Origin of the sequence: Acinetobacter lactucae (assembly GCF_013344765.1) — a bacterium.
Lineage (GTDB): Bacteria > Pseudomonadota > Gammaproteobacteria > Pseudomonadales > Moraxellaceae > Acinetobacter > Acinetobacter lactucae_A.
On the sequence record NZ_JABVBF010000107.1, the window covers coordinates 1 to 11,958 of the forward strand.

General features: G+C 38.1%; 11 protein-coding genes. 8 read left to right on the plus strand and 3 right to left on the minus strand.

The features are described 5' to 3' along the window. Positions 1-64: 64 nt before the first annotated feature. The 8 genes from HUN22_RS11500 (at position 65) to fdx (ending at position 6,179) form a co-directional block, all read left to right on the plus strand. Positions 65-712, plus strand: a complete 648-nt coding sequence (locus HUN22_RS11500) for a hypothetical protein (protein WP_174729366.1) — start codon at positions 65-67, stop codon at positions 710-712. A gap of 109 nt (positions 713-821) precedes the next feature. Then, positions 822-1,295 carry an Rrf2 family transcriptional regulator gene (locus tag HUN22_RS11505; protein WP_003651563.1) on the plus strand — a complete coding sequence of 158 codons (474 nt, stop codon included), beginning with the start codon at positions 822-824 and terminating at the stop codon, positions 1,293-1,295. Between the two features lies 1 nt (position 1,296). Then, on the plus strand, positions 1,297-2,514 hold the full coding sequence (locus tag HUN22_RS11510) for an IscS subfamily cysteine desulfurase (RefSeq protein ID WP_016141155.1): 1,218 nt from the start codon (positions 1,297-1,299) through the stop codon (positions 2,512-2,514). A 67-nt stretch (positions 2,515-2,581) separates the two neighbouring features. After that, complete coding sequence (gene iscU / locus HUN22_RS11515) at positions 2,582-2,968, plus strand: Fe-S cluster assembly scaffold IscU (RefSeq protein WP_002117907.1); 387 nt, start codon at positions 2,582-2,584, stop codon at positions 2,966-2,968. Positions 2,969-2,998: 30 nt separating this feature from the next. Continuing rightward, positions 2,999-3,319, plus strand: coding sequence for an iron-sulfur cluster assembly protein IscA (iscA, locus tag HUN22_RS11520; RefSeq protein WP_016141156.1), 321 nt, complete (start codon positions 2,999-3,001; stop codon positions 3,317-3,319). Positions 3,320-3,407: 88 nt separating this feature from the next. Then, positions 3,408-3,926, plus strand: coding sequence for a Fe-S protein assembly co-chaperone HscB (gene hscB, locus HUN22_RS11525; protein ID WP_174729369.1), 519 nt, complete (start codon positions 3,408-3,410; stop codon positions 3,924-3,926). 37 nt (positions 3,927-3,963) lie between these two features. Next, positions 3,964-5,823 (plus strand): Fe-S protein assembly chaperone HscA, encoded by a 1,860-nt coding sequence (gene hscA / locus HUN22_RS11530; protein ID WP_174729372.1) that lies wholly within the window; start codon positions 3,964-3,966, stop codon positions 5,821-5,823. Positions 5,824-5,840: 17 nt separating this feature from the next. Further along, positions 5,841-6,179 carry an ISC system 2Fe-2S type ferredoxin gene (fdx, locus tag HUN22_RS11535; protein WP_174729375.1) on the plus strand — a complete coding sequence of 113 codons (339 nt, stop codon included), beginning with the start codon at positions 5,841-5,843 and terminating at the stop codon, positions 6,177-6,179. Positions 6,180-6,233: 54 nt separating this feature from the next. Here fdx and HUN22_RS11540 read toward each other — a convergent pair whose 3' ends face one another. The 3 genes from HUN22_RS11540 to mfd all read right to left on the minus strand — a co-directional run bounded on the left by HUN22_RS11540 (position 6,234) and on the right by mfd (position 11,854). Next, complete coding sequence (locus HUN22_RS11540) at positions 6,234-7,700, minus strand: adenylate/guanylate cyclase domain-containing protein (protein WP_174729378.1); 1,467 nt, start codon at positions 7,698-7,700, stop codon at positions 6,234-6,236. Between the two features lie 56 nt (positions 7,701-7,756). Beyond that, positions 7,757-8,191 carry an HIT domain-containing protein gene (locus HUN22_RS11545; RefSeq protein WP_002117900.1) on the minus strand — a complete coding sequence of 145 codons (435 nt, stop codon included), beginning with the start codon at positions 8,189-8,191 and terminating at the stop codon, positions 7,757-7,759. A gap of 201 nt (positions 8,192-8,392) precedes the next feature. After that, a complete protein-coding gene (gene mfd / locus HUN22_RS11550; RefSeq protein ID WP_174729381.1) occupies positions 8,393-11,854 on the minus strand; it encodes a transcription-repair coupling factor in 3,462 nt (1,153 codons plus the stop codon). Positions 11,855-11,958 lie beyond the last annotated feature (104 nt).

The window sequence follows — 11,958 nt, forward strand, 5'->3', positions numbered from 1 at the left end:
GTGTTAAGTTTGGGATAGGATGTCCCATTCTTCAGTTATTTGCTATTTGTAAGGATAAACTTTTATGAGTGAAACGCAACAAAGACAAAAACATCCGCGTCTGTTGCTGAACATTGTTCTAATTATTTTAGAAACTTTTTTTTCATTTATTCTCACCCACGATGGTGCTCTTCGCTTGCAAGCGAAAAAGTTTATCTTAAACAAAACAACAATTCGCATTAACAGCTATCTGCCTTTTTTTGACTTTTATGTTCAATTTACGGAAAAGGGTTTGTTGTTCGATATCCATTCTTTTGACCGACGTATTGATCTTGAAATCAATAGTACTCTCATTGACCTAATTAAAATTTTCGGCTTTTCAAATCAACGCAGTCTTAATAACATGCGTATTGATGGAAATGAGGAAACTAAAAAGGAACTTATTGATTTAATTTCTCACTTAACACTACCTAAATTACTAGCGGACTGGAAAGAATGGTTCAATTCACCTGATGATGAAGCTGACACACTTGCTTCACGTAAAAAAATTGCTCCATTACTTGAAAAAATTGATCAGCAACGATCAGAAATTAATTCACTTCATGTACAAATTAAACAACATCAGAATCGAATTATCCGCTTACAACAACGCCAACGGAACATTAACTTCTCCTTTGGTATAATTAGCCTAATATTTATTGCTTTTTTCATATATAATTTGTGGGTAGCTTAATTTATTTTCCTATTTTGTTCCTACACTTGAATTAAAAATAAAAAAACTTGACTATTTTAGTCGGGATTCATAAAATCCTATTATCTAGTCTTAACATGTGTATCGAATCATGCGCCTTACAACTCGCGGTCGCTACGCAGTGACTGCTCTACTTGATTTAGCTTTGCAGCCAACTGAACAAACGATCACGCTCGCCGAAATTGCCGCACGCCAATCCATTTCAGTTGCTTATTTAGAACAGTTATTCGCAAAACTTAAGCGTCATGGGTTAGTTTCTAGTGTTCGTGGTGCAAATGGTGGTTATCATTTGGCTCGAAATGCTGATGAAATTACTGTGTTAGAAATTATTGAAGCCGTAAATGAAACCGTTGATGCAACGCGTTGTGACCATAAAGCTAATTGTCAAAATGGTGCAATGTGTCTTACCCACGATTTATGGCAAGAACTCTCTCATCATATTGCCGACTATTTAGCAAAAATCTCTCTTGCCGACCTCATTAGCCGAGACAACGTTCAAACTGTTGCATTACGCCAAAATGTGACTGGCACAGATTCAGCTCTTTTATCGGGTACAGGTATTTGATATGAAACGTCCAATTTATCTTGATTACGCAGCAACCACTCCAGTAGATCCGCAAGTTGCAGAACGTATGATGGAGTGTTTAACTTTCGACGGTACCTTTGGTAATGCTGCGTCTCGTTCCCACGCTTATGGCTGGCAAGCAGAAGAAAAAGTTGAATATGCACGTGAGCAAGTAGCAAATTTAATTAAAGCTGATCCACGTGAAATCGTTTGGACTTCTGGTGCAACTGAGTCAGATAACCTTGCTCTTAAAGGTGTAGCTCAGTTCTATGCGTCTAAAGGCAAACATATCATTACAAGTAAAATTGAACATAAAGCTGTTCTAGATCCTTGTCGTGAATTAGAAGAACAAGGTTTTGAAATTACTTATTTAGAGCCAGAGCCACAAACAGGTTTAATTACTCCTGAAATGGTTAAAGCTGCCCTTCGTCCAGATACTATTCTTGTTTCACTCATGATGGTAAACAATGAAATTGGTACAGTTACAGACGTAGCAGCGATTGGTGAATTAACACGTGCCAACAAAACATTTTTCCATGTAGATGCAGCACAAGCGGCTGGTAAAGTCGAAATTGATTTATCTACCATGAAAATTGACCTTATGAGTTTCTCTGCTCATAAAATTTATGGTCCAAAAGGTATCGGTGCATTATATGTGCGTCGTAGTCCACGTGTGCGCTTAAAAGCACAGATTCATGGCGGTGGTCATGAACGTGGTATGCGTTCTGGTACTTTAGCGACTCACCAAATTGTAGGTATGGGTGAAGCTTTCGAAATTGCTGGCAAAACAATGCAAGCAGAACAAGAGCGTATCCGCAAGCTTCGCGACAAGCTATGGAATGGTTTACAAGATCTTGAACAAGTTTTCTTAAATGGCCATCCAACTCAAAACGTTGCTAACTATTTAAATGTCAGCTTTAACTTTGTTGAAGGTGAATCTTTAATGATGTCTCTTAAAGATGCTGCGGTATCAAGTGGTTCTGCTTGTACTTCTGCAACCTTAGAGCCTTCATATGTTCTTCGCGCATTAGGTTTATCTGATGAGCTAGCACACAGTTCAATCCGCTTTAGTTTTGGTAAGTACACAACTGAAGAAGATATTGATCATGTGCTTACAATTACCAAAGCCGCTGTTGAGAAATTACGTGAACTTTCTCCGCTTTGGGATATGTATAAAGAAGGTATCGATCTTTCTACAGTTGAATGGGCTGAACACTAATTCATTGAAATTAGTGTTTTTACCCTCATATTAATATTAGGCTGACCCCGAGGTTTGGAGAAGCGAAATGGCTTATAGCGAAAAGGTAATTGATCATTACGAAAACCCTCGTAATGTTGGTGTTTTAGATAAAAACTCTGAAAATGTTGGTACAGGCATGGTGGGTGCACCTGCATGTGGTGACGTGATGCGTTTACAGATTCAAGTGAACGATAGCGGCGTGATTGAAGAAGCGCGCTTTAAAACTTATGGCTGTGGTTCTGCTATTGCATCAAGTTCCCTTGTAACCGAGTGGTTAAAAGGTAAAACCCTTGATGAGGCTCAAGCGATCAAAAATATTGATATTGCAACTGAGCTTGCACTTCCACCAGTAAAAGTTCACTGCTCTGTACTAGCTGAAGATGCAATTAAAGCTGCGATTGATGATTATCGTAGTAAAAAGTCTAAAGCTTAATTTGTTACCATTATAAACGTTGGAGTTTTCATGATTCATTTAACTGAAAATGCTGCGACTCATATTAGCAATTACCTTAAAAATCGAGGTAAGGGTGAAGGCATTCGCGTGGGTGTGAAAACTTCTGGTTGTTCTGGGTTGGCTTATGTTCTTGAATTCGTTGATTCAATAGATGAACATGACCAAGTTTTCGAACAATTTGGCGTTAAGGTCGTTGTAGATCCTAAAAGTCTAGTCTATTTAGAAGGCTTAGAAATGGACTACGTTAAGAACGGTCTCAATGAAGGGTTCGAATTTAACAATCCCAATAAAAAAGGTGAATGTGGTTGTGGTGAGTCTTTCACTGTATAACCCTCTTCTCTTTCCATCCTTTTCATTAAAACAGTGTCTTTTTACAGCACTGTTTTAATGTATTTAATTAACGTGGACCTCCTTTCTAATGAATCATTTTGAGTTGTTCAATTTACCCGTAGAACTCGATATCGATTTGGCGAGCTTAAAATCTAATTTCTTAAGTTTGCAGCAGCAATATCATCCAGATAAAGCAAAAGATAAAGATCAGGCGTTGATCAAATCAAGTGAAATCAATCAAGCTTTTAAAGTATTATCACAAGTAGATAGCCGTGCTGCTTATCTCCTAGCATTAAAAAAGCAAGATCATCACCTCGATCAATCTATTAGTGATTTTGAGTTCTTACAATCAGCTCTAGAACTTCGTGAACAACTCGATGAAGCCACTTCACAAGAGCATTTAAGCACTCTTAAGCAAGAAGTTTTTCAGTGGATTGATGGCTTGGTTCGCGAATTTAAAATTGACTACTCAGATGAAGATTGGGGCGAAGCTCGAGATACTGTACGTAAATTACGTTTCTTTCAACGCGTTCTTAATGATATTGAAAAAGCAGAAGATCAACTGTTGGATGATGAAGACAACTTTGATTTAGACGATGATTTTTAATTTGCTTTTTCCAATTTATATTCAAAGGATTTAACTCATGGCACTTTTGCAAATTGCTGAACCGGGTCAATCCAGTGCCCCACATGAACACCGCATTGCGATTGGTATCGACCTAGGAACAACACATTCTCTAGTTGCGACAGTGTTATCAGGCAAACCAAAAGTCCTTAATGACGAAAAAGAAAGAAGACTTCTTCCTTCCATTGTGCACTATGGAAGTAATATCACTCACTATGGTGAAGAAGCAAAACCTTTCATTATTACTGATCCAAAAAACACAATTGTTTCTGTAAAGCGTTTTATGGGACGCTCAAAAGCAGATATCAAGTTTCAACACCCTTATGAGTTAGTGGGTTCTGAAAATGAGATGCCAGCTTTCGAGACACGTTCTGGGCGTAAAACGCCAGTTGAAATTTCAGCAGAAATTTTAAAACAACTAAAAGAACGTGCTGAATCTAGCTTACAAAATCCAGTCAATGGAGCCGTAATTACTGTTCCAGCTTATTTTGATGAAGCTCAGCGCCAAGCGACACGTGATGCTGCACAGCTTGCTGGTTTGAATGTATTACGTCTATTAAATGAGCCAACCGCCGCTGCTGTGGCTTACGGTTTAGATCAAGAATCGAATTTAGCTACCGATCATAACTATGTGATTTATGACTTAGGTGGTGGTACTTTCGATGTGTCAATCTTACGTTTCTCACAAGGTGTCTTTGAGGTATTAGCTACTGGTGGTCATACAGCATTAGGTGGTGACGACTTGGATCGCCTCATTGTTAAATGGGCTAAAAAGCAGCTAAATATTGATACGCTGAGCGATGAAAGCTATGCAGTATTTATTGTTGCTGCTCGCCAAGCAAAAGAACAACTCTCTACACAAGAATCTGTTCAGTTAAAACTACTTGAAAATGTGCTGACACTTGATCGCTCAACTTTTGAAAGCATTATTCAAGTAGCTTTGGATAAGACAATTAGTGTGTGCAAACGCGTTTTACGTGATGCAAAACTTGAATTATCAGATATTCAAAATGTTGTTTTAGTAGGTGGTTCTACCCGCTCTTATGCAGTTCAACAAGCCGTTCGCAATGTGTTTAACCAAGAACCACTTTGCACGATTAATCCTGATGAAGTAGTTGCAATTGGTGCTTCTATTACGGCTAATCAATTAATTGGAAATAGCCAAGACGGCTCGTTGCTTTTAGATGTTACTCCTCTTTCTCTTGGCTTAGAAACCATGGGTGGATTAGTAGAGCGCCTTATTTCACGTAATACAGCTATTCCCGTTGCTCGCCGCCAAGAGTTTACTACCTATCAAGATGGTCAAACTGCCATGCTGATTCATGTGGTTCAAGGTGAACGAGATTTAGTAGAACACTGTCGATCACTAGGAAGATTTGTGCTTCACGGCATCCCTCCAATGACTGCTGGTCAAGCACGTATTGAAGTTACTTTTCAGGTAGATGCAGATGGTCTACTCACTGTTTCAGCTCGTGAAACAACTTCCGGTGTACAAGCTCAAATTGATATTAAACCATCATATGGTTTATCAGAGTCGGATACTGAACGCTTATTAATTGAAGGTTTCCAACACGCGGAAGAAGATAAAAATCTGCGTCATTTAAAAGAAACTAAAGTTGAAGCCCAACGTGAGCTTGAAGCGTTAGAACAAGCACTGAAAGTTGATGCTGATTTACTCAATAATGAGCAACTCGAAGCACTTAAAATCGCTGAAAATACGCTTAAAGTACAACTTGAAAGCAATGATATTCAAGCCATTGAAAAAGCTGTAGAACAACTTAAAGTACATAGTGATGCTTTTGCTGCACTACGTATGAATCGACATATTGACCACGCCTTAAAAGGTACAAAACTTGAAGATTGGTCAAATTCAAACTAAAGGTATAGGTGATCAATATGCCCCGTATTAAAGTACTTCCTCACGCTCAATTTTGTCCTGAAGGTGCAGAATTTGAAGTTGAACAAAATGCAAATCTTTGCCAAAGTTTGCTTGATCGAGGAATTAAAATCGAACATGCATGTGACATGTCATGCGCTTGTACAACATGTCACGTAGTAGTTCGTAGAGGTTTTGATAGCCTAGAAGAAATGGATGATGTTGAAGCAGATCTTTTAGATCGCGCTTGGGGTCTTGAACCAGATTCTCGCCTTTCATGCCAAGTAAAAGTTGTGAATGAAGATTTAGAAATCGAGATTCCTAAATATACAATTAACCATGCTTCAGAAAATCATTAATCGTGTTAATAAAAAAAGCTGCTTTAAAAGCAGCTTTTTTATATTTTATAAACTCTAAATTTGGTCTTGCGGATCTATCCCTAAAGGTTTAACTTCATCTTCAAGTCTTAACTGCGCAATACCTTGAGTATTCACTAAAGTTTGTTGAACTTTAATTCTTTGAATCATCTTCTCAAGCACTTCTACCAATTCTGGATATTCATAGTTTTGTACTTCTTCTAAATTAAGTACCAAATGAAACCCTTTATATTCATAGTCAAACCATTGCTGATGATCTGACTTATTTCCCGTATACTTCTCCATCACTTGCCATGTCTTTACCGCACCTTGAATACCTTTTAGATAAATCGGTGTTTTAGGAGCACAAAGGAAATCACTTTTAATTAATTGATAAGTATCATCTGAAATTAAGATTTCATCTATTTCAGCAGCATATTGCAAACGAGCCGCTAAATTCACATCACGACCAACAATCGTATAAGCCATACGATGTGTCGCTCCATAATTGCCTACGTGACAATAACCTGTACTAATCCCCATACGGATATGTAAGGCTGAGTAGCCCATTTTTTTCCAACGTTCACGTAGCAATTTCATTTGCTGGCGCATAGCGATTGCCATTTCCACACAAGCTTTGGCATCTTGTTCTACACCTTGAGAATTTGGATCACCAAAAAATATGAGAATAGCATCGCCCATAAATTTATCGACAGTAGCCTCATACTGTTTAGCAATTTCAGTCATATGACTTAAATAATCATTAAGCAAAAAGGCTAAATCATCTGGGATTAAAGTTTCTGATAATTCTGTAAAGCCCTGAATATCAGAAAAAAAGACCGTCATTTTTTTACGTTTATATTCAATCTTTGCTTCAGCCTCGCCACGCATAATAGACTGCCACAACTGTAGTGGCGCATAACGACTTAACTGATTAGCAAAAGCAATATAGCGGGTCATTTGGTCATAGTAATGTTGACGCTGCTGACTGATTTTTTTAACCCAACGATGCTGATAATAATTCCCAATGGTAATAAACATAACTAAACCAAGGAGTGTTATTACTGTCAGCTCTTGGCTAGTAGGCTCAAAATATGTATAAAAACCAAATAGAAAGAAAGTGCTCAAATAAAAAATAATCGCGCCTAATAAGCTGGTCAAACAAATGACAGCAAAAGAAATACGACTATTAATTGCTGAATAAAACAACGCAAAAAGTGCAATGAATGTAGGCACCAAATTAAGATGCAGACCTGCTAAGGTAACCGCTACAACAATTGTATCAACTGCAAAGAAAACACTTTTTTGAGTTTTTTTATCGAATTGATACTGAAGCCAGTGTTCTAGCTTCGAGCTAATAAAAAGCAGAAATAGGAAAAAAGGTGGAACATAGATCTGATAATTTGTATTAGGTGAGGTAAAAGCATAGATCACTAAAATTAATGACAGAATTGAATATCCCATCAAGCGATGAAAATATGCAAACTGCTTAGGCTCTCTATCGATAAACCTCTCTAATTGCACCCTATCCTCCACACCGCAATGTAGCCACATTCATATAAATGTGGCATTGCATTGATTTAGTCCATGCGCCAATCAAAAGGCATATCACCTTGACCACGTAAAGCAAGCATAAGAGTTTGACGCATATGAGCCAACACATCATTTGTATAAGGAACAGCAGGTGTACCCCAAACTGGCTTAGGCCATGCAACATCATTCTGATAGCGTACAACATGATGGAAATGCAACTGAGGTACCATGTTACCTAAAGCTGCAACATTCATTTTATCAGCACGGAATACTCGAGATAGCTGGCTAGATAACCAACTTGATTCACGTAAAAACTGTTCTTGATCGGCTTGGCTCAACTCATATAATTCTGTGATTCCCGGCACACGAGGTATTAAAATCAGCCAAGGGAATTGCATATCATTCATTAAACGACATGTTGAAAGCGGAAAATCGCCTACAAAAAAAGTATCTTGAGCAAGTTGTGGATGCAAACTAAACATATCTTTTATAAATGACAATAAACAATAATGGCTAATACTATCACATCAGTTTTGATGTGAGTATTGCCAGTGTCTGGTTTGATTACAAATAACAATGATTTTATGCACTTATTCCCATAATAGATCAAGAAATCATGCATAAAATTCTGTTCTCAACATACAAAAGATTCTTGTTGAGTTGAAATCACTTTAAAACACTATTTAAGCATGTAATTCATTCAACAATTTTGCTAGCAAATCATTAATAAATTGAATTCTTTTTTCCTGTTCTTCAAGCTGAACCATTACCTTTAAACGTTGACCACCTTCCATACGATAATAGGTTGGATACTTTTGCATAAGCTGAATAATACTAATGGCCTGAACAGGTGTATCAGGAGAGAATTCAATATTGCCACCTTGGGTATTAACATCAATTTTAGTAATACCCAGTTGTTCAGCTTTCAATCGAATTTGATGAACACTAAATAAGTGTTTAACGGATTGTGGTGGAACTCCGAAACGATCAATGAGCTCCATACGAATATTGTCGAGCTTTTCTTGTGAATCGGTATTACTAATACGCTTATAGAATAATAAACGCTGATGCACATCACCTAGATACTCATCTGGAATCAGTGCAGGAATGTGTAAATTAATTTCTGCAGTTAACGATAAAGGTGCATCAAAATTCGGGGTTTTCCCTTGCTGAATCGCCTTAGTGGCTTTTTCAAGCATTTCCATATACAAGCTATATCCAATTGCCTGCATTGAACCACTTTGCTGCTCACCTAAAAGCTCGCCTGCACCTCGAATTTCTAAATCTTCTGTAGCCAACATGAAACCAGCACCGAGAGTTGAAGCACGCTGGATTGCATCTAGGCGTTTTTCTGCATCACCTTTTAAATGCTTGATCGAAGGAACTAATAAATAAGCATATGCTTGGTGGTGTGAACGCCCTACACGGCCACGTAATTGATGTAATTGAGCTAGACCAAGTTTGTCGGCCCTTTCTATTATGATTGTGTTAGCATTTGGAACGTCGATTCCAGTTTCAATAATCGTTGAGCACACCAATACATTATATTCTTTGTGATAAAACTGTTGCATGACTTGCTCAAGTTCTCTTTCCCTCATTTGTCCGTGAGCCACTGCTACACGAGCTTCAGGTACAAGCACACGAATATTTTCAGCAGCTCTTTCAATCGTATCAACTTCATTGTGCAAGAAATATACTTGTCCACCACGTAATAATTCACGCAAAATGGCTTCTTTAATAGACGCTTCGGTATGTTCTTGTACAAAGGTCTTAACAGCTAAACGACGGGCTGGCGGTGTAGCAATGATAGATAAATCACGCATTCCCGAAAAAGCCATATTAAGCGTACGAGGAATTGGTGTTGCTGTAAGTGTCAACATATCAACATCTGCACGTAATGCTTTAATACGCTCTTTATCACGCACCCCAAAACGGTGCTCTTCGTCGACCACCATTAATCCTAGATCTTTAAACTGTACATTTTCTTGTAAAAGTTTATGGGTACCCACCACAATATCGACTTTACCTTCAGCAAGGTCTTCAATATTTTTCGTATGCGTTTTATTTGAACCAAAGCGTGAGAGTACTTCAATACGAACAGGCCAGTCAGCAAAGCGGTCTTTAAAAGACTCATAATGCTGTTGAGCAAGTAATGTTGTCGGTACTAAAACAGCAACCTGTTTACCATTTTGCACTGCAACAAATGCTGCACGCATCGCAACTTCAGTTTTACCAAAACCAACATCACCACAAACAAGTCGGTCCATCGGTTTAGCTTGTTGCATATCATAAAGCGTCGCTTCAATAGCATTGGCTTGATCAAGTGTTTCTTCATACGCAAATCCACTCGCGAATTGCATATAAAGCGACTGATCTATTTCAAAGCCAAAACCAGGTTTTGACTGTCGACGTGCTTGTATATGCAATAATTCCGCTGCGACATCGTGAATTTGTTCTAATGCTTTACGTTTTGCTTTGCTCCATGCATCAGTTCCAATTTTATGTAATGGTGCTAAATCTGGATCTCCACCGCTATAACGGCTAATGAGATGTAAATTAGTCACAGGCACATAGACTTTTGCCCCTTCAGCATAGTCTAGTTGCAAGAATTCATAGTCTTGACCCTCGATTGCCAAAGTAATTAATCCGGCATAACGTCCAACCCCATGATCAATATGGACAACAGGAGCACCAATACTTAATTCGGTCAAACTACGAATTAAGAACTCTTCTGAAACTTCTTGCTGGCGTTTACGACGACGTTGTACTACCCGATGTTCATATAACTGATTTTCTGAAATAACAGACAGTTGATCGGTTAAAAGCAAACCACGGTCTAATGGCGCATTAGTAATCGCAATCGCGAACTGACTTTTCTGGAACTGGTCAAAACTATCTACGCTAGGAATATCACCCAAGCTGGCACGCAAACCATCTCTTAAACTTTCTCGACGACCAGCACTTTCTGCAACCAATAAAACTGGATGGTTCGCTTCATCAATATATTTTTTAACTACCGCAAATGGTTTTTCTTTTTTAGGGTCAACTGCCAGCTTAGGAGGTTGTTCAACCTTGAGGTTTAAAGCCCCAGCTTTTTCTTCAACCGTCTCAGCACTTACAAGCATACGTGGGAACTGATTTAAAGCACTCAGTAAGTTGTTTGGCGCAATAAACAACTCATCAGGCGGAAGAATTGGCTGATCGGCGTTGTGACGTCTATCTTCATAGCGACGAAAAACTTCTTTCCAAAAACTAGTTAAATCGGAATCTATATCATTAGTTGTAATTACAATGCAATTCTTTGGTAAATACGTTGTTAGTGTACTTTGGGCTTGCATTTGAGCTTTATCAAAAAATAAAGGTAAATAAAACTCGATTCCTGGAGATGCGATTCCATCAAGAACATCTTGATAAATGGGGTTTTTCTTAGGATTTGCGGTCGGAAAAAGTTCAGAGTAACGGTCTCTAAAAATTGAACGAGCTTCTTTTAGTGGAAACTCTTTTGCCGGTAAGACTGTAAAACTTTTTAAAGCAGTTGTTGTTCTTTGCGTTTCTGGATCAAAGAATTTTAAAGTATCAATTTCATCATCAAACAAGTCAATACGGATAGGTGCTTCCTGTCCTGATGCAAAAATGTCCATAATGCTGCCACGTACGGCAAACTCACCATGGTCATAAACCGTATCTACTAAATGATAGCCAGCTTGTACCAAACGTAGCTTTTGTTGTTCTAAATCAAATTTTTGCCCTACACGAATATCAAAATGCTCACCTAAAACCCAAGAATATGGTGCAACTCTTTGAGCTAAAGTGCTTGCTGAAATAAGCAATACACCTTTTTGCGGCATATTGGATAAAATCGCGAGTCTTTCTGAAACAATATCTTGGTGAGGTGACAAGCGGTCATACGGCAAAATCTCCCAATCAGGGAAAATTGTCGGTTTTATGCCATAAAATTCAAGTTCACTTTCTAACTGAGCAACATGTTGGTTATTTCGAGCTACGACAACGAGCAAAGATGAATGCTGAATCGCAATTTCTTTGAATAATAATGCAGCAGATGAACCTAATAACGACCCTACCCAACGCTTTTCACCGGCTTTGAGCTGTTGTAAATTCAATTGAGAGATTTCTTGTTGAAACATGTATATGGCTTTTATCAGCTAAGAAGATATGAGCTCAATAGTAGCATGATGTTTTTAGTGAAATGAGTTATTTTTTTGAAAATCAAACTACTAGTTAGCCCTAC

Excerpts from the sequence above, each read along its gene's own strand:
- HUN22_RS11500 (WP_174729366.1), top strand. The coding sequence starts at position 65 with ATGAGTGAAACGCAACAAAGACAAAAACATCCGCGTCTGTTGCTGAAC.
- HUN22_RS11505 (WP_003651563.1), top strand. The coding sequence starts at position 822 with ATGCGCCTTACAACTCGCGGTCGCTACGCAGTGACTGCTCTACTTGAT.
- HUN22_RS11510 (WP_016141155.1), top strand. The coding sequence starts at position 1,297 with ATGAAACGTCCAATTTATCTTGATTACGCAGCAACCACTCCAGTAGAT.
- iscU (WP_002117907.1), top strand. The coding sequence starts at position 2,582 with ATGGCTTATAGCGAAAAGGTAATTGATCATTACGAAAACCCTCGTAAT.
- iscA (WP_016141156.1), top strand. The coding sequence starts at position 2,999 with ATGATTCATTTAACTGAAAATGCTGCGACTCATATTAGCAATTACCTT.
- hscB (WP_174729369.1), top strand. The coding sequence starts at position 3,408 with ATGAATCATTTTGAGTTGTTCAATTTACCCGTAGAACTCGATATCGAT.
- hscA (WP_174729372.1), top strand. The coding sequence starts at position 3,964 with ATGGCACTTTTGCAAATTGCTGAACCGGGTCAATCCAGTGCCCCACAT.
- fdx (WP_174729375.1), top strand. The coding sequence starts at position 5,841 with ATGCCCCGTATTAAAGTACTTCCTCACGCTCAATTTTGTCCTGAAGGT.
- HUN22_RS11545 (WP_002117900.1), bottom strand. The coding sequence starts at position 8,191 with ATGTTTAGTTTGCATCCACAACTTGCTCAAGATACTTTTTTTGTAGGC.
- mfd (WP_174729381.1), bottom strand. The coding sequence starts at position 11,854 with ATGTTTCAACAAGAAATCTCTCAATTGAATTTACAACAGCTCAAAGCC.